Annotated in this window: 25 protein-coding genes; 18 read left to right on the top strand and 7 right to left on the bottom strand. The window is 54.8% G+C overall.

What is annotated here, in order from left to right; genetic code table 11:
- A partial coding sequence (locus tag CCB157_RS04565) for a helix-turn-helix domain-containing protein (RefSeq protein WP_143286927.1) occupies positions 1-641 on the bottom strand: 641 nt, incomplete at its 3' end.
- A 219-nt stretch (positions 642-860) separates the two neighbouring features.
- Here CCB157_RS04565 and CCB157_RS04560 point away from each other — a divergent pair.
- Positions 861-2,492: a putative polysaccharide biosynthesis protein gene (locus CCB157_RS04560; protein ID WP_077614748.1), complete on the top strand. Its 1,632-nt coding sequence runs from the start codon at positions 861-863 to the stop codon at positions 2,490-2,492.
- Positions 2,493-2,613: 121 nt separating this feature from the next.
- Here the strand turns inward: CCB157_RS04560 and CCB157_RS04555 are convergent, their stop codons facing one another.
- The 3 genes from CCB157_RS04555 to cysK all read right to left on the bottom strand — a co-directional run bounded on the left by CCB157_RS04555 (position 2,614) and on the right by cysK (position 4,837).
- Complete coding sequence (locus tag CCB157_RS04555) at positions 2,614-3,048, bottom strand: DUF6884 domain-containing protein (RefSeq protein ID WP_077614747.1); 435 nt, start codon at positions 3,046-3,048, stop codon at positions 2,614-2,616.
- A gap of 161 nt (positions 3,049-3,209) precedes the next feature.
- Positions 3,210-3,428 carry a DeoR family transcriptional regulator gene (locus CCB157_RS04550; RefSeq protein WP_077614746.1) on the bottom strand — a complete coding sequence of 73 codons (219 nt, stop codon included), beginning with the start codon at positions 3,426-3,428 and terminating at the stop codon, positions 3,210-3,212.
- A 470-nt stretch (positions 3,429-3,898) separates the two neighbouring features.
- Positions 3,899-4,837: a cysteine synthase A gene (gene cysK, locus CCB157_RS04545; protein ID WP_238594590.1), complete on the bottom strand. Its 939-nt coding sequence runs from the start codon at positions 4,835-4,837 to the stop codon at positions 3,899-3,901.
- A gap of 237 nt (positions 4,838-5,074) precedes the next feature.
- Between cysK and thpR the strand changes: the two genes are divergently transcribed.
- The 3 genes from thpR to CCB157_RS04530 all read left to right on the top strand — a co-directional run bounded on the left by thpR (position 5,075) and on the right by CCB157_RS04530 (position 7,285).
- On the top strand, positions 5,075-5,668 hold the full coding sequence (gene thpR / locus CCB157_RS04540) for an RNA 2',3'-cyclic phosphodiesterase (protein WP_158077204.1): 594 nt from the start codon (positions 5,075-5,077) through the stop codon (positions 5,666-5,668).
- Positions 5,652-6,413, top strand: a complete 762-nt coding sequence (locus CCB157_RS04535; protein WP_077614743.1) for a hypothetical protein — start codon at positions 5,652-5,654, stop codon at positions 6,411-6,413. The genes thpR and CCB157_RS04535 overlap by 17 nt, the downstream gene beginning before the upstream one ends.
- Before the next feature lie 62 nt (positions 6,414-6,475).
- Positions 6,476-7,285, top strand: coding sequence for a phosphotransferase family protein (locus CCB157_RS04530; RefSeq protein ID WP_077614742.1), 810 nt, complete (start codon positions 6,476-6,478; stop codon positions 7,283-7,285).
- On the opposite strand, the gene CCB157_RS04525 is transcribed toward CCB157_RS04530, so the two are convergent.
- Positions 7,260-7,538: a YtzH-like family protein gene (locus CCB157_RS04525; protein WP_077614741.1), complete on the bottom strand. Its 279-nt coding sequence runs from the start codon at positions 7,536-7,538 to the stop codon at positions 7,260-7,262. The genes CCB157_RS04530 and CCB157_RS04525 overlap by 26 nt on opposite strands.
- A 198-nt stretch (positions 7,539-7,736) precedes the next feature.
- On the opposite strand from CCB157_RS04525, the gene trmB reads away from it, so the two are divergent.
- The 3 genes from trmB (at position 7,737) to CCB157_RS04505 (ending at position 10,265) form a co-directional block, all read left to right on the top strand.
- Positions 7,737-8,375 (top strand): tRNA (guanosine(46)-N7)-methyltransferase TrmB, encoded by a 639-nt coding sequence (gene trmB, locus CCB157_RS04515; protein WP_077614739.1) that lies wholly within the window; start codon positions 7,737-7,739, stop codon positions 8,373-8,375.
- Between the two features lie 197 nt (positions 8,376-8,572).
- Positions 8,573-9,415, top strand: a complete 843-nt coding sequence (locus tag CCB157_RS04510; protein ID WP_077614738.1) for a YtnP family quorum-quenching lactonase — start codon at positions 8,573-8,575, stop codon at positions 9,413-9,415.
- 295 nt (positions 9,416-9,710) lie between these two features.
- The gene (locus CCB157_RS04505) at positions 9,711-10,265 is read left to right on the top strand and encodes a hypothetical protein (protein ID WP_077614737.1); all 555 of its coding nucleotides are present in this window, start codon (positions 9,711-9,713) and stop codon (positions 10,263-10,265) included.
- A 47-nt stretch (positions 10,266-10,312) separates the two neighbouring features.
- Here CCB157_RS04505 and CCB157_RS04500 read toward each other — a convergent pair whose 3' ends face one another.
- Positions 10,313-10,627: a hypothetical protein gene (locus CCB157_RS04500; RefSeq protein WP_143286926.1), complete on the bottom strand. Its 315-nt coding sequence runs from the start codon at positions 10,625-10,627 to the stop codon at positions 10,313-10,315.
- Positions 10,628-10,893: 266 nt separating this feature from the next.
- Between CCB157_RS04500 and CCB157_RS04495 the strand changes: the two genes are divergently transcribed.
- Together CCB157_RS04495 and CCB157_RS04490 are read left to right on the top strand one after the other, a co-directional pair.
- Entirely contained in the window at positions 10,894-11,967 is a 1,074-nt protein-coding gene (locus CCB157_RS04495; protein WP_077614735.1) for a M42 family metallopeptidase, read from the top strand.
- A 32-nt stretch (positions 11,968-11,999) separates the two neighbouring features.
- A complete protein-coding gene (locus tag CCB157_RS04490; protein ID WP_077614750.1) occupies positions 12,000-12,512 on the top strand; it encodes a DUF84 family protein in 513 nt (170 codons plus the stop codon).
- A 96-nt stretch (positions 12,513-12,608) separates the two neighbouring features.
- Here the strand turns inward: CCB157_RS04490 and CCB157_RS04485 are convergent, their stop codons facing one another.
- Entirely contained in the window at positions 12,609-14,927 is a 2,319-nt protein-coding gene (locus CCB157_RS04485) for a methyl-accepting chemotaxis protein (RefSeq protein WP_077614734.1), read from the bottom strand.
- A 235-nt stretch (positions 14,928-15,162) separates the two neighbouring features.
- Here CCB157_RS04485 and CCB157_RS04480 point away from each other — a divergent pair, with 235 nt between their 5' ends.
- The 9 genes from CCB157_RS04480 to ccpA all read left to right on the top strand — a co-directional run bounded on the left by CCB157_RS04480 (position 15,163) and on the right by ccpA (position 26,247).
- Positions 15,163-15,966: a DUF1444 family protein gene (locus CCB157_RS04480; protein ID WP_077614733.1), complete on the top strand. Its 804-nt coding sequence runs from the start codon at positions 15,163-15,165 to the stop codon at positions 15,964-15,966.
- A gap of 19 nt (positions 15,967-15,985) precedes the next feature.
- Positions 15,986-16,603, top strand: coding sequence for a YtpR family tRNA-binding protein (ytpR, locus tag CCB157_RS04475; RefSeq protein WP_077614732.1), 618 nt, complete (start codon positions 15,986-15,988; stop codon positions 16,601-16,603).
- A gap of 73 nt (positions 16,604-16,676) precedes the next feature.
- Positions 16,677-19,598, top strand: coding sequence for a DNA translocase FtsK (locus CCB157_RS18200; protein ID WP_274519615.1), 2,922 nt, complete (start codon positions 16,677-16,679; stop codon positions 19,596-19,598).
- A gap of 122 nt (positions 19,599-19,720) precedes the next feature.
- Entirely contained in the window at positions 19,721-20,818 is a 1,098-nt protein-coding gene (locus tag CCB157_RS04465; protein WP_077614731.1) for a nicotinate phosphoribosyltransferase, read from the top strand.
- A 142-nt stretch (positions 20,819-20,960) separates the two neighbouring features.
- The gene (gene murC / locus CCB157_RS04460) at positions 20,961-22,253 is read left to right on the top strand and encodes a UDP-N-acetylmuramate--L-alanine ligase (RefSeq protein ID WP_077614730.1); all 1,293 of its coding nucleotides are present in this window, start codon (positions 20,961-20,963) and stop codon (positions 22,251-22,253) included.
- 265 nt (positions 22,254-22,518) lie between these two features.
- The gene (locus CCB157_RS04455; protein ID WP_077614729.1) at positions 22,519-22,965 is read left to right on the top strand and encodes a DUF948 domain-containing protein; all 447 of its coding nucleotides are present in this window, start codon (positions 22,519-22,521) and stop codon (positions 22,963-22,965) included.
- A 4-nt stretch (positions 22,966-22,969) separates the two neighbouring features.
- Entirely contained in the window at positions 22,970-23,269 is a 300-nt protein-coding gene (locus CCB157_RS04450; protein ID WP_158077203.1) for a YtxH domain-containing protein, read from the top strand.
- 516 nt (positions 23,270-23,785) lie between these two features.
- Positions 23,786-24,865: a bifunctional 3-deoxy-7-phosphoheptulonate synthase/chorismate mutase gene (locus CCB157_RS04445; RefSeq protein ID WP_077614727.1), complete on the top strand. Its 1,080-nt coding sequence runs from the start codon at positions 23,786-23,788 to the stop codon at positions 24,863-24,865.
- A 380-nt stretch (positions 24,866-25,245) separates the two neighbouring features.
- Complete coding sequence (gene ccpA / locus CCB157_RS04440; protein WP_077614726.1) at positions 25,246-26,247, top strand: catabolite control protein A; 1,002 nt, start codon at positions 25,246-25,248, stop codon at positions 26,245-26,247.
- The last annotated feature ends 507 nt before the right edge of the window (positions 26,248-26,754 follow it).

The following is a 26,754-nucleotide window of genomic DNA, read 5'->3' as shown; positions in this document are numbered from 1 at the left end:
TCATTCGGGGAACAGAAAATCATATGACGATCCGAATAGATGCACATGGGAATGCCATACTGCTCGATCATTTGCCGGATCAGAAGGAAATAGCCCTCGGTATCTTCCTGGCGGCGGAAGACCGCGGCCAAGATTTTTCCCGTGGCATCGTCAATGGCCGCCAAAAGAGCCATGGGTTCCGCACGGTCTTCCAACCAACGATGGGAACTTCCGTCAATCTGGACCAACATGCCGGTTTGCGGTTTCCGATCTCTCGGGCGGTGAACCTTTGCCGGGCGCCGTTTCCGTTTGGGCGGGATGTTGGCTTGGCATCGGATTCGACGGACCGTAGAAGGGCTGACCCGGATTCCCTCCTGTTTGGCCAATAATTCGGAGAAATGGACATCATTGCAGTGCCGATATTTTTCACTTTGGCGGAGATTCAGGATTTTTTGCCGGATGTCTTCGGATAAGGCATGTGCAGGTTTTCGCCCCCGGTTTTTGTGAATGACTCCGTTTTCATCCTCCTCAAGGACTCGTTTTTTGAGGCGATAAACCTGACGAAGACTTAGCGATAACAATTCGGCAGCTTGTTTTCCCGTGATATACCCTTCGATCCATTGACGAATGACTTTGTAACGCTTCAATTCTTTTTTGCTCAATGGAATTCGCTCCTGTCTCATACTGACATTTTCACTGAAGCGTTACAATATGACAATATCACAGACGAACAACATTCACCGCGAAAACCGGCGCCATTTTTCTTTAAATATGATAAAATACAAGGGATTGCATTCGATCAAATTCGCTAGGACACCAGACGGACTGACAAGGGTCGAGGCGCTTCGATCCGGTCAGGCTTTTAGGAGAAGTGACCCTACATGTCGGAATCTCGGATGATCAGAGGGACGATTATCCTGTCCATCGCGACATTTTTGTCTAAATTTCTAGGCATGTTGTTCGTCATCCCGTTCAACGCCATCGTTGGAGATAAAGGCGGTTATTTATATTCCTACAGCTATACGCCCTATACGATTATCTTAAGCCTGTCGACGGTCGGCGTCCCGCTGGCCGTCTCCAAATTCGTATCCAAATATAATGCGATCGGCGACTACCGGACGGGACGGGTGTTGTTTCGCTCCGGGATGCTGATCATGACCATCACCGGCGCTATCGGTTTTCTCGTCATGTATTACGGCGCGCCTGCGTTGGCGTCGCTCACTCTCGGCAGTGAGGGAAAGGATGCGGATTATCAAAGCCTCGTCTTTACGATGCGCGTGCTGAGCTTCGCGCTGCTGTTCGTTCCGCCGATGAGCCTCATGCGCGGTTATTTCCAAGGCTTTCAGTCGATGGGTCCGACGGCGGCGTCGCAGACGATCGAACAGATCGTCCGCATCGCATTCGGATTGATCGGCGCCTACGTCGTCGTCGATATTTTGAACTTCCCGGAACGCGTCGCTGTCCGCGATGCCGTTGCGCTCGTAAACTTTGGCGCGTTCGTCGGGGCGTTGGCGGGGTTGGTCAATTTAATCCATTACTGGTTCAAGCGCAAGCGCTATATGGATGAAAAAGTGGCCGCGAGCCCGCCCGTCCCGGCCATGAAGCTCGGGGCGATGTACAGGGAATTGATCGGTTACGCCATTCCGTTCGTGTGCGTTGGGCTGGCGAACCAGCTTTATCTTTTGATCGATCAATTCACCCTCAACCATTTCTTGAAGCTATTTTATGACTACAGCACCAATCGCCTGCACGCCATCGTTTCGAACTTGATGATGTACGACCAAAAGTTGATCATGATTCCCGTCTCGCTGGCGACGGCGCTCGCCGTCAGCGTCGTCCCGGCGATTACGGCGTCTTTCGTCAAAGGTGACCATCACGAAATGCGGCTCGAAATCACGAAGGCGCTGCAATTCGTCATTTTCTTTACCCTGCCGGCGGCCGTCGGGCTTTCCATATTGGCTTATGAGGTCTACGCCCTTTTGTACGGTTTTGACGAAGGCATCCGCATCGGCGGGGAAATCTTGCGCTGGTACGCGCCGTCGGCGATCCTGTTCGCCGGTTTTTCGGTGACGGCGGCGATCTTACAGGGCATCAACATCCAAAAAGTGACGATTCTCAGCCTGTCGGTCGGCATTTTAATCAAAATGATCTTTAATCCGGTATTTATCAAGTGGTGGAACATGACTGGACCGATTTTGGCGACGGACTTGGGGTATGTCGTCTCCATCATCATCAATCTCCTCGCCATACGCGAAATCACCGGATACCGCTTTGGGTTTATCGGGAAACGCTTTTTGTTGATTTCGATCTTTACGGCGCTCATGGGCGTGGCGATTTTTGTCCCCTCATGGGTATTTGGCGGTTTGATTCCCGCCACGCGCTGGGAATCGCTCGTCATGTCCGTCTTCGGCATGGTGCTCGGCGCGGCGGTTTATCTCTTGTTGGCGCTGCGCTCCGGTTTGGCCAGACAAGTGCTCGGCAGAAACGTGCCGGTTTTAAAACGGTTCATGTGAAATGAACGGAGAATCGTTCATTGTGAAAACGATGAGGGGCTGATCCCAAAGGCCACCGTCCGGTGGTTTTTGGGATCAGCCCCTTGTCATTATTTCCCGGGTAAGAATGAATGAAGATGAATTATGAGTCCTCTTTCAAACGTTCGCTGTACCATTTCATTTGTTGCCCGATCCCATACCCTTTTAACGGGACTTCGAAACGGAAGCCCTTGGCGGCGAGGGCCGGTTCAAGGTGGCGACGGTAGACGAGCCCCCCGTGAAGGTAGAGATCGATATGGGCGGGCGATTCATAAAAGGCGAGGGCATCGACGACGCGTTCCGCCCACGCTTCCCGCTCTTTGCGGGTGAACGACCGGATGGACACATCGTAGGGATACATGATCGTGTCCGGCAAGAGCAAACCGTCCTTCGCGTTGTAAAAATAAAAGCGGTCATATGTCCGCCGGGCGTAGGCCACGGCTTTCTTGAAGAGCGGGCTTTGGTAAAAGTCGACGACTCTGGCCGGATGCGGCGCTTTTTTCCGCGCGGTGGCAAGCAATCCCACTTTATCTCGCAAAAAAACACCTCCAACTCCAGTCTAACGTTATCATAGCAAAGATGCTCCGGCGCGGGGACAAGAAAAAATAGGCAAATAAAAAGGGCGGGGATTTGAAAGGGAATGAAAGAAGGGTCCGTCCGGAAAAAATGAAACTCTTCCGGACGGACCCGCCGATCTTTTCAGGAGACGCGGACCTTTTTGTCGGTAACGGTCCACTTGCCCCTGCTCGTGCTCTTGACGAGGTTATTGTACATTAAAATGTTCAGATCTCTTTGTATCGTTCGTTGCGTCATATCAAAAGCTTCGACGAGTTCCTGCGTTGTCACTGTTCCGTGTTCCCTGATGAACAAATAAACGTCCTTCACCCGATTGAGCATCCGATCCGTCGAAGGATTCAAAGAACCACTCCTTAATCCGTGATCTCGCGCGCTTTCGCGGCTAAGTGAAGGGACGGAACATTTTCTTTCAAAGCGTGCATGACTGGAACCTCGCGGTGATATGACGAATACGGGAACGAAAGAAAATGTGATCCGTCATGAACCTTTGATATAATGGTACAATATTTTAAATAATTGTCAAATCGAAATCTGCCTTGTCTGAGATTTTATGGCAATTGCAGTGAAAACGACAGGGGTGTCCAACAAGATGGCGCGTTCAGCGGGCATTTAAGGCGATGTTGTCCGGCGATGGAGCCGCGCCTATCTTTTTTGTTAAATATTGTCAATCCGGCATTGCCGTAAATTCAATAAAAAGGGTTGGGAATGATTAAAAACATAACCATGGCGCCGTTGTTGCCGATGGCTATGAATATAAAAATCGGAGCATCCGGAATGGCTGTTTTCCGGATGCTCCGAACCGTCGGGGGACCTCAGTCCTCGTAGTAGAACAAGTCGCCCGACAAATACCGCTCGCCGGTGTCGTTGGTCATGCAGATGATGAGATCTTCGGGAGTAAACCGCTTGGCCACTTTTAAGGCGACATGGACGGAAGCGCCCGAAGACGGGCCGACGAGAATGCCTTCTTCGCGGGCGAGCCGCCGCGTCGTTTCGTAAGCTTCCTCGTCCGTGACGAGATGGATTTCATCGATGACGTCGCGGTTCAATATCGGCGGGATGAAGCCGGGGCTCGTTCCGACCAGTTTATGTTTGCCCGGTTTGCCGCCGGACAGCACCGGGGAGCCCGCGGGTTCGGCGACGTGAACGGTGATGTCGGGAAAAGCTTCTTTCAACGTTTCGCCGGTTCCGGTCACCGTGCCCCCGGTTCCGGAGGTGGCGACGAATGCGCGAAGCGGCTTGCCGATTTGTTTGACGGCTTCAATGATTTCCAGACCGGTCGTTTTCCTGTGCGCGTCGGGGTTGGCCGGATTCTCGAACTGCATCGGCATGAAGCTGTTCGGGATGCTGTCGGCGAGTTCTTTGGCCTTGGCGATCGCGCCGGGCATTTTTTCATCGCCAGGGGTGAGGATGACTTCCGCACCATAGGCTTTAAGTAAATTGATGCGCTCTTGCGTCATGGTGTCCGGCATGACGATGATGGTTCGATATCCGCGCAGCGATGCCGCCATCGCGAGCCCGATTCCGGTGTTTCCCGAGGTCGGTTCGATGATCGTCGAGCCTTCTTTTAAGTAACCTTTTTTTTCCGCCTCGAGGATCATGTTATAGGCGGCGCGGTCTTTGACGCTCCGGCTCGGGTTGAACGACTCAAGTTTCGCATAAACGGTCGCTCCTTTCGGGTCCGCGAGGCGGTTCAAGCGAACGAGCGGCGTATCGCCGATCAACTCCAGGATATTGTTTGCGACTTTGACCACGGACAACATCCCCTTTCTTTGAAATGAACCGTAAAATCGAGGATAATTATTGAAGATCTGCCGCCCGATGACGATTTAAAAAGTGACGGCGGTGCGATCCATCGTCCTCCGCCGGATGGCCAAGTTCCGCCGGCAACGTGTTTATTCTTCCAACATTATACCAAATCGCGCCGAGCGTTCGAGCCAAAAACATTTTTATGGGCGGAACGGTCCGGCGGAAAAACAGGAGGAAGAACGGTGTCCCATTACTTTTTGGCTTATCCGATTCCGGATGACATAAAGGCATGGCTCGCCCATCGCGCCGATGGCGTCAAGGCATATTTGCCCTACCGCTATTGGACGGACCGGGATGATTATCATATCACGTTGATTTTCCTCGGCGCCGCTTCGACCGACCAGCTGGCTTGCTTGATCGAGAGCGTTCATGCCAGAGTCAAAGCGTTTGAGCCGATTTCAATGGGCGTCGGGAAATGGGGAGTGTTCGGGCGGCCCGAGATGCCGAGGGTGATTTGGCGGGGCGTAACAGCCGGCCGCGGTCTTTTCGATCAACAAAGCCTGGTCAAAGCGTGTGCGGCGGCATGCGGATTTGCGGTTGACCACCGCCCTTACCGGCCGCACATCACCATCGCGAAAAAATGGGCCGGAACCGCTCCCGTCGTCTGGGAGGAATTGAATAAACGGCTGCCGGCCGACGGTGCGAGGTCCTGGACTGCGCGGGAGATCGTCCTTTATGAGGTGCATCCGGAGAGGACGCCGCGCTACCGGGCGGTTGAAATCTTCAAATTCGGCCGCGCGAACGGAGGAGACCAAAAAAATGGCGCAGTTGATTAAGCTTCATAATTATGCATCGCGCTACGAAGTCGACATCTATCGGTATGCCGTGCGTTATTTTGAGTTAAAACGGCGGCGCTATGAGGACTTTAAAAAACGCTATGCGCACGCGCGATCGGCGGATGAATGGAAAACGCGTTTTTTTGAAACATGGATGAAAAAACAGCTCGTCTGGGCATCTTCCACCCCTGAGCGCAAGTCACGGATGGCCGAAGACTACCGGAGCAACCCATGGCTCCGCGTCCTTTTGGAAAAATTGGACGATACGGTTTTCATTCTGTTCGATCCGGTTTTTCTCGTTGATGACGTCATGATCCATGGCGATATTGTGCTCGTCACCCCGCTTTCCATCCAGTGCGTGAAGGTGATCGCGGGAGAGAAAGACAGCGTTTTTCAAAATCATGACCGGCGTCGCTGGAAAGAAATTACGTCGGACGGCCTCCGCCTCGTCGACAATCCCATCCCGTCCTTGCTGCGGACAAAGAAGATCGTCGCCCGGATTCTCGAGGAAATGGACCGCGAGGACGAGGTCGAAGCCTGCCTGCTCGCTCCCGAGAGTTATTTGGAAATCGCTCCGCTCTTCGGGATCCAGACGGTCGACCGGACGGGGATGAAGCGTTGGCTGGATGAGATGCGGCATTATCGCATGCCCGTCAAGCACGCCCAACTCCAAGCGGCGGAAGCGTTGCTGAAGCATACGCAAACGGAAGCTTTGCCACGCGAAGAAGCCGCGTTTGACGTTTAGTGTAAGATGTCATAAGGTATACATAGGCCATCGGACGAACATAGGGCAAGGGAGAACGTGTGATGAATTGGTTGAACGAAGATTGGGTCATCGCTCCGGCCGGCGGCGTCACCGGCCAAGCGTTTGTCGCCCAATCGCGCGGAGAAAAGATTTTTATAAAGCGAAATTCCTCTCCGTTTCTAGCGGTGTTGTCCGCTGAAGGCATCGTCCCGAAATTGCTGTGGACAAAGCGTTTGGAAAACGGGGATGTCATCACCGCCCAAAAGTGGCTGAACGGCCGGAATTTAAAGGCGGAAGAAATGAAATCCGAACGCGTCGCGAAGTTGTTGAAACGGATCCACAGCTCCGAACCGCTCGTTTCCATGCTTGCCCGGCTCGGGAAAAAACCGCTGACGCCGAAAACGATCGTCGATGGTCTCGCCGCTGAGGCGGAGCCGTGGGTTTGGACCGAAGACATCCGGGCAGCGCTCCGCTTTTTGGAGCGGACGCACGCTGCGGTCGACGGAACGGAAAAGGCCGTCTGTCACACGGACATGAATCATAATAATTGGCTGCTCGGCGAGGACGGGGAACTGTATCTCGTCGACTGGGACCATGCGGTCATCGCCGACCCCGCGCTCGACTTGGGCATGGTGCTCCACTGGTATGTGGAGGAAAGCCTTTGGGAAGAATGGCTCTCCGATTATGGCTGGCCGCTTTCCGATTCCGTGCGCTTGCGCATGTACTGGTACGCGCTGGCGCGAACGCTTTCTTTTCTTCTTTGGAATCGCGTCCGCGAACGGCATGACGAAGCGCGATTTTATGAAAAAGAATTGGCCCGATTGATGCGGTACGGGGAAAGCCGTTTTAAACGAATGCATCCAGACGGTTGATCCACGTTTCCAGATTGGACTTATTTTCCGATAAATGTTCATCGTATGCGGACAACGGTATCGCTTTGGCGCTGTAGTCGTGGATCGCTTGCAGCGTGGCGGCATCCGCTTGACCCGCCCTGTGGCCGTCCAACAGTCGTTTCGTCGTTCGATATAATTGTTCATATTCCGATTGGCTCGCCGCTCCGTCGAGGTGGTGAGCTTTTAAAATGTCGCGAATCAAACCGATATGGTCCCGATCTGAAAGACCCATGCGATCACATCCTTTTTTTCATAGCGTGCCCGCCCCGCGATTTTTTATTTTAACCGGCCACCCCGCCGGAAAGCGAGAAGGGTTGAGCCCATCGTGCGCGGATTTCATGGCCGGGGATGGCGACGACTCATTCGGGATCGCCGCAACCCGCGCATTGCGGGGCTTTGTTTTGTACACCGAGAACGAGGAGGAATCCATATGCGTATCCGCCATAAGCCGTGGGCAAAAGACATGATCGCCCAACATCCGGAAATCATCATCCCCGCTCCTGAAGAAAATAAGGGCCGTTGGCGAAATCTCTTCGGAAAGGAAGCGCCGCTCGAGATCGAAATCGGAACGGGGAAAGGGCAATTTATTACAGCGATGGCCGAGCGCCATCCCGATCGGCTTTTTATCGGCATCGAGCGGGAAGAGAGCGTCATCGTCAGCGCTTTGAAAAAGTTGCTGGAACGCCCTTTGGCCAACGCGCGCTTGCTTTACGTCAACGCCAAAGATCTCACCGATTATTTCGCCGAGGGCGAGGTCGATGCGATCTATTTGAATTTCTCGGATCCGTGGCCGAAAAAACGGCATGAAAAGCGGCGCCTTACCTACCACACGTTTCTGGAGAACTACAAGAAGGTGCTCAAGCCCGGGGGCCGCATCGAACTGCGCACCGACAATCAAGGGTTTTTTGAGTATTCGATTGCGAGCATGTCCCGTTTCGGCATGGTCATTGATAAGGTATCGCTGGATTGGCATGCCTCGGCCGATTTTGACGGCATTACGACCGAATACGAGGATAAATTTTCCGAAAAAGGGCAAAAGATTTATCGCTTGGAAGCGTCCTTTCGCTAAAGCGGCGATGGAGGGCGCCATTGCCAACGAAAAGGCATTATGAGGACAAAGCGCGCCGGCCATTCCGTCAGAGCGCTCCGCATCATGACGGGGGCCGGCCCTTGAATAAGCGGTTTGAAGATTCCGTCGGAAAGCGCTCCCACCGAACGCCAACTTATGGTAAACTGAACGCAGACGGACGACGGAGGTGGAATCCGATGGAACAGATGAAAGTCGGTCAATACGTGCTCACATGGCTTGACGGCGGGGTGACGCATCTGGACGGCGGCGCCATGTTCGGCGTCGTTCCCAAGCCCCTTTGGTCAAAAAAATATCCGTGCAACGATCTCAATCAGATCGAATTGCGCACGGATCCGATTCTCATTCAAGGCGCCGGGAAAAACATTCTCATCGAGGCGGGGATCGGCAACGCGAAACTGACGGATAAACAGAAGCGCAATTTCGGGGTGACCGCCGAGGCGCATTTGGAAGAAAGCTTGGCTGAACTCGGGCTGACTTTGGAAGAGATCGATCTCATCCTCATGACGCATCTTCATTTTGATCATGCGACAGGGCTGACCCGTTGGCGCGACGGGGAACTTGTGCCGACTTTTGAAAACGCCGCCATTTGGACGACCGAGACCGAATGGGCGGAAATGCGGCATCCGAACATTCGCTCGCGCAACACGTATTGGGAACAAAATTGGCGGCCGATTGAAGACCGCGTCCGGACGTTTAAAGAAACGGTTGAAATCGCGGAGGGCATCGTCCTGCATCACACGGGCGGACACAGTGACGGACATGCCATCGTTACGATCGAAAGCGATGGCGAATGCGCGGTTCACATGGCCGACCTGATGCCGACGCACGCCCACCATAACGTCCTTTGGGTGCTCGCCTACGACGACTATCCGATGGACTCGATCCAACAAAAGCTTAAATGGCTGCCGTACGGCGTCAATCGCGGCGCGTGGTTTACGTTTTATCACGACGCCTTTTATCGGGCGATCAAAATGGACGAAAAGGGCACCATTTTGGAAGCCGTGGAACGCCGGACATGAATCGCCGGGAGTGGACCGCTGCGCGGCGTGCTCGGCAGGACTGCCGGTATCGGTAGAGGCCCTTGCCGGGACTCCGGGATATATAAAAAGGCGAATAGGATCTTAAAAGCGCATCCATATTATTTATTGCCAGAGCTTTCTGAAGGCCCACGGACACGGCAACGCTTGGTTCCGCACGGTCGGTCGGGCGCGGGGAGGCCTCGCGAAATTCGCAGCGTTTCTTAAAAAAATTAAATGTTTGAATGTTGTCTTTATGAGGAATATGGTATGATATAGGATGACGGGAGGGAACCGAATGATCAAGAAGATCGCCACAGCTTTAGCGTTGATGGCCGCGGCTTTCTTATTCGCCTTCAACTTCTCGCTCGCCAAGACCGCGACGGACGGAAAGATGTACGACGCTTTCGATAAAAAATATAATCAGGAGTACTATGATTATAAAAAAGGCTCGCTCAAATTTGAGCACGCCCAAACCATTGAACTGAGTACGCCGATTAAGGTGAAAAAGGGCGACAAGGAATATCAAATCACAAAAGTCCAAGCGGCGGTCGCGAGCTTTAAAACGGTCAGGGATTACATATTTTTAAAAGATTGGCGGGAGTATGCGTATTACGCTCCCGAAATCGATCAAATTTTGACGGAAGCCGATGTCATGAACATCCAAGCCATTAAGGATTTTGAACATAAGTATTCGACCAATGTATCGCTCGAATTGGGCCCGATCGTCGGCATGCTCATTCTCATCTTCATCGTGCCGCTCATCTTCGGATTCATCTGGTTGAAATTCAAGTACAATACGCTCGATTTTAAACTGAAAAACGGCCTATTGGAAGGCGACAGTCCCCAATAATGACTGGCCATGGGCAAGCCCTTGCCAAGCGGCAAGGGCTGTTTTCATCACGATTGCCGTTCGAGGCGGAGCACGGCGCCTGTGCGGGCATCGGCGATGAAATCGTAATGAACGGCTTCGCCGTCGACGGATTCCGTCAATCCCCCGCGGTAAACCCATTGCCGCAGCGGACCGTTCATCCAATTTTCGGGTTGGAGGTGGATCCACGCCCCGTCGATGCGGAGATCCCGCTTGACGTGCGCTTTGACGGCGGCAAGCACCCGTTCCGGGGACGGCGTGCGGAGGTCCAAGCCTTTTTTTAGTAAATAGCCTCCGATGACACCGATGCCGAAGGCGGTGATGAGCGTTTGTTTTCTGTTCACGGCGATCACCCTTGTCATTTCTCTAGGTTAAATTAAAGTATACCGAAATTTCTTTCGCATCACAAAACGAGGGTGAACATCACGCAGGCGGCGGCTGTTCCCAATTCGCTTCATGCGGAACGATGGGCTCCGCTGACGGGCTGCGCACAGAGAGCGCGAAGGAAAAAATGGCGGGCCCATCACGGGCATGAACGTCGAAATGGAAAAAGATAAGAACTTTCGCTAATATAAGAACGTACATAATCCAGTCGGAAGGAAGTTTCGCGATGAACGAGGAAACGCTGGCTTTGTTTAAAACATTGACCGAGTTGCCCGGCCCCTCCGGTTTCGAAGGGCCGGTCCGCGCGTTTATGAAGGAGCAACTGGCGAAGTATGCGGACGACATCATCCAGGATCGGCTCGGCAGCGTATTCGGCGTGAAAAAAGGGCCGGAGGACGGGCCGCGCGTGATGGTCGCCGGCCATATGGATGAAGTCGGGTTTATGGTCACGCACATCACGGAAAACGGAATGATCCGCTTTGTTCCGCTCGGCGGTTGGTGGAACCAAGTGCTCCTGGCCCAACGGGTCGAAATCATCACCGACAACGGGCCGGTGCCGGGGGTCATCGCTTCGATCCCGCCCCATTTGTTGGACGAAAAGCAACGGAAAAAGCCGATGGAAATCAAAAACATGCTCATCGACATCGGCGCTGATGACCGCGCCGACGCGGAAAACCTCGGAATCAAGCCGGGGCAACCGATCGTTCCGGTTTGCCCGTTCACGCCCCTCGCCAACAAGAAGAAAATCATGGCGAAAGCTTGGGACAATCGTTACGGCTGCGGGCTCGCCATCGAACTGTTGAAAGAATTGCACGGCGAAACCTTGCCGAACACGCTTTATTCGGGCGCGACCGTCCAGGAAGAAGTCGGGGCGCGCGGCGCACAAACGGCCGCCAACATGATCCAACCGGACATTTTCTATGCGCTCGACGCCTCGCCGGCCAATGACATGTCCGGCGACAAAAACGCCTTCGGACAGCTCGGCAAAGGCACGCTCCTGCGAATTTTTGACCGCACCATGGTCACGCACAGAGGCATGCGCGAGTTTGTCCTCGACATCGCGGAGACCCATCGCATCCCATATCAATATTTCGTGGCGATGGGCGGTACCGATGCGGGCAGCGTGCATCTGAGCCACAACGGGGTGCCCTCCGCCGTCATCGGCATTTGCTCGCGCTACATCCATACGTCGGCGGCGATCATCCACGTCGACGACTATGCGGCCGCGAAAGCCTTGCTGACGGCATTGGTGCGGGCGACCGACAAAACGGCCGTGGAAACGATTCGAAGCAACAGTTGAATTTTGCGATGGATCGGACGGTGGCAAGCAAAGTGAAAATCGTTGGCGTCGGTTCAAAAAATCCGGCGAAGATCAAGGCGGTCGAGCGGCTGTGCGCGCCGCTCGGCTGGCGGGTCATCGCGGTCGATGCGCCGTCGGGCGTTTCCGCCATGCCGATGACGGATGAAGAAACGAAAAAAGGCGCGGTCCACCGCGCACGAAAAGTCATCGAGCTCTCCGCTGCCGACATCGGCATCGGTTTGGAAGGCGGCGTGATGGACATGGAAGACGCGCTTTACTTGTGCAACTGGGGGGCGCTTTGCGATCGCCGCGGCTTTCTCGCGACGGCGGCCGGAGCCCGTCTTCCCTTGCCCGAAGCGCTGGCGCGCGGCATCCGCGCCGGGCAGGAACTCGGAGAACTCATCGATGCCTACGCCGCCGGTAAGGATGTGCGCAAGGGCGCAGGGACGGTCGGCGTGTTGACCCATGGCCGCGTGACGCGCGACGCGATGTTTTACCATGTCGCATTGCTTCTCTTCGGACAATATGAATATGCGCAGCGGTGAACCGTCTCGCTCAAGCGGTTTGTCGCCACAGAAAAACAGAAAAGCGGACCTCTCCGGGAATCGAAGGGGTCCGCTTTTGTGATATTCAGGGCGTTTTTATTCTTTATTTGCCCGGGCATCTCCCGGCGCTTCTCCGGGGAGGTCGCCAGTGTTTTCCGCTTTATCGGAAGCCTCGACCGTCTCTGCGGCGTCCGCTTCTTCCCCGCGCTTCTCCTCATCTCCGGCAACCGGCTTCTCTTCACCTTCACCGGCCGGTTTCTCGGCCTCGGCCGTTTCGCCGTTTAGGGCGTCGGCCTGCTCAACGGCCGCTGCGGCGGATGCCTGGCCTTCATCCGGATGGGAAGGATCGTTTTCGTCCTCGGCGGGTTGCCCCGCGTCGGCCGCCTTGTCCGCCGGCTCGCCGGCGAGTCCGTCGGGCCCGTTTCCTTCCGGGCGCTCGGCGCTCGTTTTGGCGATTTCGAACTTCGCCACTTCTTTTTCCAAGGAAACCGCGATTTCTTGAAGTTTTATCGCCGCCTCGTTCACGGATTCGATCGCGGCGGTTTGGCTTTCGCTCGATGCCGACACTTGTTCCGTGCTCGCGGCGGTTTCTTCGGCGATCGCGCTGATTTCTTCGAGCTTCGTCGACAGGTCGGCATTCGCTTGCTTCACGTTGGCGATCGCTTCTTTAATGCCCGCGATTTTGTCGCTGATGGCGCTCACGTTCTCGTTGATGTCTTTGAACGCCGCTTTCGTCTGTTTGACGTTGCGGTCTTGTTCGTTGCAGTATTCATTCAACTTGTTGGCTTCTTCAGCAATATCGTTCAAGCGGCCGATGATGACGCCGATGACGTCTTGAATGTTTTTCGTTTCCTTTTTCGAACGTTCCGCGAGTTTGCGGATTTCGTGGGAGACGACGGCGAAGCCCCGGCCGGCTTCCCCGGCTCTGGCCGACTCGATGGCGGCGTTGAGCGCGAGCAGATCGGTATTGCTCGAAATGTCGCGGATGATTTTGACGATGCTCGTGATTTTCTTCGATTGGTCGGCGACTTCCTGGATGTTGGTGATCAGCTGTTTGGCGATATCCAGGAAGCGCGCCGAGCTTTCTTCCAACACCTTGACGACCCGGACGCCTTCCGCGTTGACCCGCTGCGCTTCTTGCGACTGCTCGTCGATCTCGTTGCTGTGCACCGACGTCTCGTCGATCGCGCGGGAGACGTTGGACAAAAGGGCCATGCTTTCTTCGAGGTGTTCGGCTTGGTTCTGGGCGCCGACCGCCACTTGTTGGACGGCTTCGTTCACTTCAAGCGCTTGCGCGTTGGTTTCCTGTGCGACCGCCGCCAAGTTTTGCGAAGAAGACGACAGGCTGTCGGCGGCTTCCGTTACTTTATTGAGGGTGACTTCCATGGTTTCGGCCATTTGGTTAAAGGCTTTGGCGAGCTCCGTCAATTCGTCGTTGCCGATGAGCGGCACGCGGTGCTTCAAATCGCCTTTTTCCAAATGGCGGGCGCCGTTTTTCAAGACGCGAATCGATTCGTTCAAGCCGCTGATGAGCTTCCGGCCGAACCAATACAGCCCCGCGATGACGGCGATGATCAACACGATGGTGACAATAAAGAGCGTGATTTGGACGACGCTCTGCGTTTTAAAGAGACCGTTCTTTTGCTTATCCAACTTTTCGGCGGCTTTATTGACGTCGCCGGATACCGCCTGGGCGTTTTTATTGAAGTCGGATTCGATCTGGGCGGCGAGCTGCTCCGATCGGTTGATCGTATCCATGGAGCTCTTCAGCTTTAACATGGCGTGTCCGAAATCGTCGGCGTCATTGCCGGAAAACTTGCTGGAACCGAGATCATCTAAATGATCAAGCGCGCCGGTTACCGCGTTGTAATAAGTTTCCTTCGGTTCATGGGTAAAATCGTTGATCGCCACATGGACTTTTTGCATTTCGGCGATCAACTCGCCGTCTTTGGTGGAGCGGATGAGGTCGGTCAAGCTTTTCTCGGATTCGGCCACCGATTGCAGCAGGCCGTCGCCGCCGGAATAGCCGATTTGTTCTCTTATGGCTTGCAGGTTTTTAAAATTCGCTTCATATTGATCGACCGCTTTTTGGATCGATTTGATCTCCGTTCCGATCGCGACATCGGCTTGTTTTAAACGGGTGATTTCCTTATGGATGTTCGCGATGTCGCTTCGGACCCGCCCGGCGCCTTGAGCGCTCGGATGATTGATATAACTTTGATCGTCCTTGCGCGCGCCTTCCATCAAAGCATGGATGTTTTGAACGATGGAGGCGGCGTCGGCGATCTCATTGACGCGATGGTTCAGCGATCGCTGATAAAAAGTTGTACCCCCCAAGAATAAACCAATGATGACCATTCCGATTAAACTGGACAAAAGGATGAATTGCACTTTTTTTCGGATCGTCCAATTCATTGGAATCCCCCTTTACGCACGATGCCAATGGATGTGCGGCATGCCGGCGGGCCAAACCCCACCGCCCCCTGTGTTGTAAAAACATGACTCTATATAATATTATTTCGGGCGTTAACGTTAAAAGTTTAATAAATGATAGAAAAAATTTGAAGTGATTTTATCGGCAAGTTCCCGTTTGGACGATGCGGACCCGCGTGTTACAATGGATGACAGAACATGTGGGGTGAGCGCGGACATGAATGAGAGACAGATGGCCGAGCTATTAAGAAAAAGGCTGGAAAGTTCGGACCGAAAAATCATCTACGATCGGAAAAACGAAAAACTGCGCGTCGAGGATGCCGCTACGGGAAAGGGCGTGACCATCACGCTCGGCGGCATCGTTGCGCGTTACGATCGTGAAAAAGATCGGGCGATTGAAGAGGTCCTCCACTATATCAACAATGCCCTTGAAGCCATGAACACCTCGATGGGTTTAAAAGGGCATGAAGATCGGATTTTTCCCGTCATCCGTTCGACGAGTTTTCCGACGACGGCGGACGACGGAAAAAAACACCTCATCTTTAAGGAACACACGGCGGAAACCCGCATTTTTTACGCTTTGGACATGGGAGAGTCCTACCGGCTCATCGACCGTTCCTTTTTGGAGGAAGAAGGCGTTTCTGAAGAGGCGATCGATGAAATCGCCCGCTTCAACATCCGCTCGCTTCCCGCTGTGCCGAAAAAAGATGAGGTCGCGGGCAATGTGTTTTATTTTATTAATTATAATGACGGCTACGATGCCAGCCGCCTGCTCAACCAGGCGCTCATCGACCGGATGGCGGGCGAGGCGAAAGGGGATTTGGCCGTCGCCGTCCCGCATCAAGACGTTTTGATTCTGGCCGATTTGCGCAACAAAAAAGGCTATGACATCCTCCAGCAGATGACGATGAGCTTCTTTACATCGGGCAACATCCCGATCACGATGCTCCCGTTTCTTGTGGAAGACGGCAAATTAAGGCCGATTTTTATCATGGCCAAAAACCGGCCGACAGAGGAATAATTGGAAAGGAGTACCGGACATGAACTATTACTATAATCAAAACGGGATCGGCGACACGCTGCTCATCGATTTGTTAAAGACGCCCGCGGGCGACCTTCGCGCGGAAAGACATGGCGACGTCGCTGTGATTACCGACGAAAACGGCGAAGTCACCGGCTACAATCTTTTTCACGCGTCAAAGTACATAGAGATTGAGGGCCACGGCAAACTGCGGGTCGATCAAGCGTTCGTCGACCGCTTGACTGAAGTCTTTAAGGAAAACGGAGTCGAAGCCGAGCTCGTCCATGATCCGCTTCCCGATTTTATCATCGGGCTCGTCGTGGAAAAGAAAAAGCACCCTGACGCCGATAAGCTGAGCGTCTGTCAAGTCGATATCGGCTTTGAGACGTTGACGATCGTTTGCGGCGCCCCCAACGTGGAAAGGGGACAAAAGGTCGTCGTCGCGAGGGTCGGCGCCCTGATGCCGAACGGCCTAGTCATTAAGGACGCCGAATTGCGCGGCGTGCCTTCGCACGGCATGATCTGTTCCGCGCGCGAGCTTCAACTGCCGAATGCGCCCAAGGAAAAAGGCATTCTCGTCTTGGATGACGACGCGCCGATCGGTGAAGATTTTTGGGCGTACAGGGAACGGCGCTGAACACGGGTACATCCTTTACCGTGATGGCACGGCGTGGAACAACCGATTCAGGATTATTGAAGGGAAGCGGGTGATGGTATGTCGAGCTGGTGGCGACGTTTTTTTTGGACTCGACGATGACGACTGGGACGAAGATCGCCAAGAAGACCGGGAGCGCTTTGCCGATCGGTCATGGTCCCCGGCGCGGGGGCGCTTTGCCGATCCGGCGAGGAATGTGCAAGTGCGGATGAAGCGGCAATACCCTTTCTCCGCGGGCCAGCGCCGAAACATAAACATGGACCACGCCTCCCAAACGATGAAAGATCACCGCGCGAATCAAAGGTTTCCGGATCTCGATGAGCCCGCCTATCTGCGGTTTGGGCATCCCGCCGCATCTGAACGCACGGCGCGGAGGAAAGAGTATTCCCGGCCGCTTGATGAAAGAGCCAAAGCCTTCCCCGAACGGAGAAAGACCGATGACAACGACGCGAAAACGAACGTGAAGCCTCGCGAGCCGTTCCGCCCAACCGCCGTGGCCTCTCCTATTTACGGCTATCGGCCCCGGCGAATGGAGCGGCGCCCGCTCCGAGCCGAGCCTTCCGTCGACACTCCCGCGCGCGCCGCGAAGCCAAGCGCGCCGGCTTCGGCATACGTTCGGCGTAGCGAAGAAAAAGAGGAGCCCGGCCGTGCGTCCAATATTCACAACGGAATAAACGGCGGGGGGCGCGCGCACGATCAAAAAGCTGAAAAGGAAACGGCCCCACTGTTCAGCGCTGCATATTCCGGGGAGCAGCCCCCAAGCGAACCGTTCAATCCATCCGGCCCGATCGTCCCGACAGACAAGGAGCCGCGTAGCGGCGCCCGATCATTGGAGGCTCCGTTTCCGGAATCTCAGGCGGAAGAGACGGCCGCCGCGCGTGCGGACGATGTGCAGCCGCCCGCGGCGTCCGTTCCGGATCAGCGCGCCGGCAATGGAAAGGTAAGCGGGGCGTTCGCCATCGAAGATGAACAAGGCGGCGCATTATCCATCCCGACGCCGGCCGCGGAGCCGACCGGCGATGGTCGTCCCGTTCCTCCCGGGCTTGAAGGTGAACCGAGCGGTGATGAGGCGGATGAGGTGGAAACGGCCGAAGACGATGCGAAGGCGTCGGACAAACCTCTATATCCGGAAACCGCGGCCAATCCGGGCGGTGCGAATCCGTCGGCAGAAATCGGCCATCCGGAAAACGGGAACACGCATCCTGCGGCGGATCAGAGTTCCCCGGAACCGGATCGCATCATCCCGACGGCGGAAGACGTCCAACCGACATCCGGACGCACGCCTTCGGTCGGTGCGGGGAGCGGCGGAGCGCTTTCTCCCGCGGCGGCCAACACCGACACCGAGCGTGCGGTCTTTCAATCCGAACCCCAAGCCCAAAAACCGGCGCGTTTAGAGGAGGTTCGCGAAAATCCGGACGGGAAGGAGACTCACGCGCAGACCGACCGGCCTAAGCGAACGGTCATCCCGTACAACGTGCTCATGTTCGGTTCGGATCGGCTCGCGCTGAAGAAGAAGGGCGAGTCAAGGCACCCTGCCGCTTCGGCCCAATCGAAAAGCCGCTATGCGCTTCCGCTTACGCTGTTGAAAGATCCGGAGGCAAGCGTTGAGGAAGATGCGGCGTGGATCGCGCAAAAGCGCGAAGCGCTGAAACAAGCACTGAAAAATTTCCACGTGGCCGCCGACATCGTTGCGCACGTGCAAGGCCCGTCGGTGACGCGCTTTGAAATCCATCTGCATCCCGGCGTCAAGGTCAACAAAGTCGTCAATTTAACGGAAGACATCAAACTGCATTTGGCTGCCCACCAGATCCGCATCGCGCCGGTGGCGGGGAAAAATACCGTCGGCATCGAAATTCCGAATGATCGCCGCAAACCGGTTTTCCTGAAACAATTGCTGGCTTCGGACGCTTTCCAAAAAAACCGGTCGCCGCTTTCGGTGGCGCTCGGCATTGACATCAGCGGGCGGCATATCGTGACGGACGTGACGAAAATGCCGCACGGTTTGATCGCCGGCGCGACCGGATCGGGAAAAAGCGTTTGCATTCATTCGTTTATTCTAAGCCTGATCTATAAAGCCAGCCCCGAGGAGTTGCGCCTGATCCTCATCGATCCGAAGGTCGTCGAACTCGCGGCTTACCGCGGGCTTCCCCATCTCGCCGCCCCGGTCATTAACGAACCCAAAGAGGCGGCGCTCGCCCTCAGGTGGGCGGTCGAGGAAATGGAACGGCGTTACCGGGCGCTCGCTGAAGCCGGGGTGCGCGACATTACCCGTTATAATGCGCAAGCGGACGACGGGGAGAAGTGGCCGTATATCGTCATCATCATTGATGAGCTCGCCGACCTTATGATGGCGAGTCCCCAAGATGTCGAAGAATCGATTTGTCGCATCGCCCAAAAAGCGCGGGCAGCCGGCATCCATTTGTTGCTTGCGACGCAAAGGCCGTCTGTTGACGTCATCACCGGCCTCATCAAGGCGAACATCCCGACGCGCATTGCCTTCAGCGTTTCGTCTCAAGCCGATTCTCGGACGATTCTCGATACGGCCGGTGCGGAACGCCTTCTCGGCCGCGGCGACATGCTTTTTGCCGAAAACGGCTCGGGAGACGTCATCCGCCTTCAAGGCGCGTTTGTGACGGATGAGGAGATCGATCGCATCACGGAGGCCCTCGCCGATTATCCGGCGCCGCCCCACTTGTTTGATCCGAGCGAACTGCGCGAACGGCAGCGCGATGATGACGGTGATGACGATGAGCTCTTTGAAGAAGCCGCCCGGTTTGTCATCGAGCAAGGCCAGGCTTCCGTTTCGGCGCTCCAGCGCCGTTTCCGCATCGGCTATAATCGCGCCGCCCGGCTCATCGAACAGCTCGAAAGAAGCGAAGTCGTCTCGGAAGCGAACGGCAGCAAGCCGCGGCAAATCTTAATGAACATGGAAAGCTTCGAGCGGATTTTCGCCGGCGGAGCCAACGAGGTCCGCTGAAGCGGCGATTTCCGTACGCGGCAATAAACTTTTTTTACAAGATGAAAAAGAAACGGTAAAATAAATGGCGGTATGAATTTTCTTTAGAATACTTATATCGGATGGAGACGAGGGTTTATCCCATGAAGGAAATCGAGTTGAAGTTACAGGGAAAAATCAAAAGATTGACCAATAAGACCTTTAAGTTTGATGAACGCGTCGGCGAAGGCTGGTTTTCCGCGGTATATTTCCTTAAAGCTTGCGAGATTGCAAGAAAATACAAGCCCGACAATATCGTCACGATGCAATTTTTCCAAAAGCACCACGCCGTTCTGTGCGGGACGGACGAAGCGATCGCTTTGGTGAAGACCTTCGCCAAAGATCCGGATTCGCTCGAAATTTATTCCCTGCGCGACGGCGACAAAATCAGCCCGTATGAGACGGTCATGACGATCACCGGTCCTTATCAAAACTTTGGTTTTTTGGAGGGGCTCATCGACGGCATTTTGGCGAGACGGACGTCGGTGGCGACGAACGTCTATAACGTCGTGAAAGCGGCGCGGGCGTCGGGCATTCAAAAACCGATCATCTTCATGGGCGACCGCGACGATCATTTCACACAGCAAGCCGGAGACGGCTATGCCGCGTACATCGGCGGTTCAACGGCGCAGGCGACCCACGCGATGAATGAATGGTGGGGCAAAGAAGGCATGGGCACGATGCCGCACGCCTTGATCCAACTGTTTGAAGGCGACGTCGTCGCGGCGGCGCGCGCCTATCACGAGAGCTATCCGGAAGACGACCTCATCGCGCTTGTCGACTACAATAACGATGCGGTCGGCGACAGCTTGCGGCTCGCGCGCGCTTTTGGCGATAAATTGAAAGGTGTCCGCATCGACACGTCCAATAACATGGTCGACCGCTATTTCTTCGACCACGAGGATGAACTCGGAACCTTCGATCCGAGAGGCGTCAATCCCGAACTTATTTTTGCCGTGCGCCGCGCCTTGGACAGCGAAGGCTATCACCATGTGAAAATCGTGGCGAGCGGCGGCTTTACGATGGAAAAAATCCGCGAATTTGAAGAGCGCAAAGTGCCGGTCGACATGTACGGCGTCGGCAGCAGTTTGTTGAAAATTAACATCGGCTTTACCGGGGACAATGTGTTGTTGAATGGAAAGCCGGAAGCGAAAAAGGGGAGAAGATACCGCCCGAACCCGCGGTTGGAAAAGGTTGACTGAACCGAACCGAGGCACGGAGCGCGGCCTTTGAACTAAAAGGACGGACTCCGCGCCCCCACACGGGGGATGATATAGCAGGCCGCGCTTTTGGGCATAGAGTAGATTAAGGGGGAACCCATGAAAGGCTTTTGGAGGTCGTAATATGACGAAATACCACTTTGTGGGCATCAAAGGATCGGGAATGAGCTCGCTCGCCCAAATCCTCTACGACATGCATGAAGAGGTTCAAGGTTCCGACGTAGAAAAGCGGTTCTTCACACAGGAAGCTCTGGAAAAAAAGGGGATTCCGATCCTTCCGTTTGATGCGAACAACATTCGGGAAGACATGACCGTCATATGGGGAAACGCGTTTCCCGCTGATCACGAGGAAGTCGCCAAAGCCCGAGAGCTCGGCGTTCCCATCTATCGCTACCATGACTTCCTTGGGCGGTTCGCCAAGCGGTTCACGAGCGTGGCGGTCACGGGAACGCACGGCAAAACCGGGACGACGGGCATGCTGGCCCATGTTTTTTCCGCGTTTCGCCCGACCACTTATTTAATAGGCGACGGGACGGGCGTCGGTAAAGAAAACAGCGAGTATTTCATCTTCGAGGCATGCGAGTACCGCAGGAATTTTCTGGCATATGAACCGGATTACTGCCTGATGACAAACATCGATTACGATCATGCCGATTACTATAAAAACCTTGAAGACTACGTGTCCGCCTTTCAAGAACTGGCCAATCAGGTCAAAAAAGCCCTGATCGTTTGCGGCGATGACGCCCGTTTGCGCGACCTGAAGGCGGACGTTCCCGTCACATATTATGGCTTCGGCGAGGCGAACGATTTCACGGCGAAAAATATCCGAAGCACCGACCACGGCACCGTTTTTGACGTCTATCATGCCGGCGATTTTTACGGCCAGTACCGCATCCCGTTATACGGCAATCACAATGTCTTGAACGCGCTCGGCGTGATCGCCTTTTGCCACAGTCAAGGCATGCCGGCCGATTTATTAAAAGAGCGCCTCACGACGTTCAAAGGGGTGAATCGGCGTTTCAGCGAAAAGCGCCACGGTTCGCAGATTCTCATCGATGATTACGCGCATCATCCGACCGAGATCAAGGCGACGATCCAGGCCGCGCGGAGCAAATATCCGGATAAACAAATCGTCGCCATTTTCCAACCGCATACGTATTCGCGAACGCTCGCTTTTTTAGATCAATTTGCGGACAGCCTTCAACTAGCCGATGCCGTCTTTTTGTGCGATATTTTCGGGTCGGCGCGTGAGCACGAAGGAAAGCTCACCATCGACGATTTGTTGGTGAAAATCCCGGGCGCGCGCCGCATGGACGAAGCGAATGTCGGCGTCCTCAAAGATTATCCGGATAGTGTGCTTTTGTTCATGGGCGCCGGGGACATCCAAAAATATCAAACCGCTTATGAAAAACTGTGATCTGCAATTTCGGCATGGAGGTTGGCTCGGTCAACCTCTCTTTTTTACATAACGCATCCCGTGTGCCGGCGGCATGCGGAACGTCCGCGGCACCGGGATCAAACGGGTCCAGGGAAGTCGCTTCAACTCCAGCCGACGGCATCGCGTTCCTTGGCGACGAAGGCGCTTTTAATGCGAAACAACATTCTTCCAATCTGTCCGGGAATAGGGAAGGCAGAAATTATAAAAACTATATGGGTAAAGGTCACTAGGGAGGGATTGGCTGTTGGAAATCATATTGTACCTCAGTGTTGCGCTTCTGTCGGTCGCCTTTTGCGTTTTGGTTTATTATTTGGCGGGAACGCTGCGTGCCGTACAAAGGACGCTGGAGAGCGTCGCGGATACCCTTGACGACGTCGTCAAACAAATGGACGGCATCACCCGTGAGACGACGGCTTTGCTGCATAAAACGAACGAAATGGCGGAAGCCGTCCAAGAAAAAGCGAAAGCGCTTGATCCGGTCTTTGATTCCATCCAGGGAGTGGCGGATTCCATCAAAAATGTCAACGAATCGATCCAGCGCGTGACCGCGAGCGTTTCCCGAAGAAGCGAACGCCATTCCGATGAAGTGGCGCGTGCGCTCCAATGGGGCGAGGCGATCATCGATCTCTGGAACAAATGGAAGGGAAAAAGGGGAAGAGGCTTCATCACCAACAATAAGGGGGAGAACTGATCACATGGTGGAATCCAAGCAGCACAAAAAGGAATTTATCACCGGCGCGCTGCTCGGCGGTTTGATCGGAGCGGGATTGGCGTTGCTTTTTGCCCCGAAGCCGGGCAGCCAGTTGCGCAGCGATCTTCTTGAACAATCCGAAGCGTTAAGGCGAACGGGCGGAAAGGTGGCGCGTTCTGCGGGCAAAGGATCGCTGTCTCTCGTCAAAACGGTTTCCGACCGGTCGCTCCAGACGGTCAATAAGGTCAAGGAATGGCCGCGGATCGTCATCAAGGCGTCGGAATCCGATAAAGAAACGCGCTGAAGCTCACGGCTTTAAAATCCGGAAACCGGCAGCGGTTGGCAAGCTTTTATGCCGCACCTTTCGGCAGGCATCGCCATGCCGGCGGCGCCAACGTTTTGGCGCCTTCACTTTTTTGTGACGGATGCTTTGTCCCGCCGCTGAAAAGGCGTTTTATGCCTCATCCCATAATCGGCCGGCCGTCTATTTGACGGCGCCGCGTTGAAGTCGGGCTCCTCACGGGGGAGCTTTCTTCTTTTTTGGCATGACCGCGACGGCGGCACGCTCGCGGACGCGACCGCGAATCAACCGCTTTCGCTCAGCGGTTCCACCCCTTTCTTTGCGGCGGGCTCTCCCCCTCCTTGCCGGTCGCACGAAAGATCGCCAGCTCTTTTACTTTTATGATTAAAAGCGTTAAAGAAAATGCCGTGACAGGTGTTGAGGGATTGTATATAATAAACGAAAACGCGTAGAATGGCCGCCATGATTTTTCGGAGGATTTCCGGGGCGGCTCTATGAGCAACATGGAGGGTGGAGAGCATGAGCCGGAATGAGTTAGACGTGTTGAGAAAGAGAATTGACGAGCTGAATGACCGCTTGCTGGAGATCATCAATGAGCGCGCCGCCTTGGTCCAACGGATCGGGGAGCTGAAGAAAGCGCAGGGCGCTCAACCGTATGATCCCGTACGCGAGCGTGAGATATTGAACCGGATTAAGGAAAAAAACAATGGCCCGTTCAAAACGGAAACGCTGCAGCATCTTTTTAAAGAGATATTGAAAGCGAGCCTTGAGCTTCAGGAGGATGACCGTCGGGAGGCGCTTCTCGTCTCGCGCGAGCGGAAATCATCTGATACGACGATTGAAATCAACGGAGAGAAGATCGGCGACGGCAAGCAGCGCCTGATCGCCGGACCGTGCGCGGTGGAAAGCTATGAACAAACCCGCCAGGTGGCTGAACAGCTCAAAAAACACGGCATCAAAATCATGCGGGGCGGCGCGTTCAAGCCGAGAACGTCCCCCTATGACTTTCAAGGCCTCGGCGTGGAAGGCTTAAAAATTTTGCGCCGCGTCGCAGATGAATTCGGGCTGGCCGTGGTCAGCGAAATCGTTTCTCCCGCCGACATCGAATTGGCGGAAGAATACGTGGACGTCATCCAGATCGGTGCCCGCAACATGCAAAACTTCGAGCTATTGAAAGCGGCGGGCCGGTCTTCCAAGCCGGTTTTGCTGAAGCGGGGACTGGCGGCGACGATTGATGAGTACATGAAGGCGGCCGAGTATGTGTTTTCGGCGGGAAACGAAAACATCATCCTTTGCGAACGCGGCATTCGCACATTCGAACGGGCGACGCGCAACACGCTCGACATTTCGGCTGTTCCCGTTTTAAAACAAGAAACCCATTTGCCGGTGTTCGTCGATGTGACGCATGCGACCGGGCGCCGGGATTTGCTCATCCCCACGGCGAAGGCGGCCATGGCGGTCGGCGCCGACGGCGTGATGGTTGAAGTCCATCCCGACCCGTCCGTGGCTCTTTCCGACAGTGCGCAGCAGATGGATTTCGACCTGTTCGATCGCTTTGTTTCCGAACTGAAAGGGTGCGGCTTGCACACAACGGTTTGACCCGTCTTTGTCGCGCCTCCGCGTACGGCGGCCGCGTTTGCGGACGATTGGACTCTTTTTGCGGACGGAATCATCACATCCGCTTTCGCGTTTACCGATCTTGTCACAGACGGATCTGAAAGGCTGTCCAATGTGATGTTACAATAAAAGGGGCGGCTGTTTCGATGGCTCGTCGGGTTTTCGGCACGCGCTCTTTGCCATGACATTTGGCTTGTCTTTACTGGAAGGGCCCGCCCGTATCGCCCGGCGCCGCCGGCGTGCGGGCGGAACGTGTGAAAGCCATTGCATTGGGAAAAAATCAATAACGCGCGGCCAACAAACTTTAAAGCTAGAGCATTTATGATAGGTGAAAGAAAAAACGTATTGTGAGGTGGATCATTATGAGTGCAACCATTTATGATGTCGCGCGGGAAGCCGGGGTGTCGATGGCGACGGTTTCCCGCGTTGTCAACGGCAATCCGAACGTGAAACCGACGACGCGCAAAAAAGTTTTGGAAGCGATTGAACGCTTGGGTTATCGCCCGAACGCCGTCGCCCGCGGGCTGGCGAGCAAAAAGACGACCACGGTCGGGGTCATCATTCCCGACATTTCGAGCATCTTCTTTTCGGAACTCGCCCGCGGCATTGAAGACATCGCGACGATGTACAAATACAACATTATCTTGTGCGATTCCGATCAAGTGAAGGAAAAAGAATTGCACCTTTTGCAAACGTTGCTCGGCAAACAGGTCGACGGCATCGTCTTCATGGGCGGGAAGCTCAGCAACGAACATATCGAAGAGTTCAAAAAAGCGCCGGTTCCGATCGTGCTGGCGGCAACGGTCGATGAGGAAGGCGGCACGCCGTCGGTCAACATCGATTACCAACAGGCGACCGCGGATGCGGTGACCGATTTCGTGAAGCGCGGGCACAAAAGAATCGCGGCGGTATTGGGGCCGGAAACCGATCCGATCAACGGACAGCTGAAATTGGCCGGTTATAAAAAAGCGCTTGAAGCCGGCGGCATCGCTTTTGATCCGGAGCTTGTGGCGAACGGGGATTATACATACGATTCCGGAAAAGAGGCGATGGAAGCGTTCTTCGAATTGGATGAGCGCCCGACGGCGATTTTTGCGGCGACCGATGAAATGGCGCTCGGCGTCATCCACCAAATCCAGGACTCCGGCCTCGACGTGCCGAAGGATATCGAGGTCATCAGCTGTGAAAACACGCGGCTGGCGCGCATGATCCGTCCGACGCTGTCCTCCATCCTCGTGCCGATGTACGACATCGGTGCGGTCGCCATGCGCTTGTTGACAAAATATATGAACAACGAAAAGGTCGACGACCATCAGGTGATCTTGCCGCACCGGCTGGAAATCCGTCAGTCGACAAAGGCGTGATCGCGGTTTTCGGCAAACGGTCGAATGTTGAAGGCCGTTGGCTGAAGTCGAAAAGATAAAAGGCGGGCTCCGCTTTCGGAGCCCGCCTTTTATGTACGCCCGGCATGGGTGCGGTGCTATAGGGTGAAAGTCCTGAACGGGGGCTGGCGAGCGCCTACCGTTAGCTGAAGGCAAGGGTGTCCGCCGCGAGGCGGAATCTGAAGGAAGCCGGAGGCAAACACTCGACCTGAGGGACACGAACCCAATTTGAGGCTGTCACAGTCGGATGAGTCTGCATAACAAGATGAAGTCCTAAGCCGCCAAGGGCTGTGGCGGTATATTGGGCAGGTACATGAGTGGAAAGTCCGCACTCTTATCCGGGGAGGCCTGTACGATACGCCTTCTAAGGATGGCAACCAAAATCGAGAGGTTTTGCTGAACGTACAGGAGTCAGCAGAGGCCATAGTACCTGAGTAAGGGACGCCTGAAAAGGGAAGGGCTGAACGTCAATTCAGGGATGGATCAAAC

This window comes from Caenibacillus caldisaponilyticus (assembly GCF_002003465.1).
Classification (GTDB): Bacteria; Bacillota; Bacilli; order Bacillales; family Sporolactobacillaceae; genus Caenibacillus; species Caenibacillus caldisaponilyticus.
This window is presented reverse-complemented; position numbering and strand designations above follow the sequence as displayed.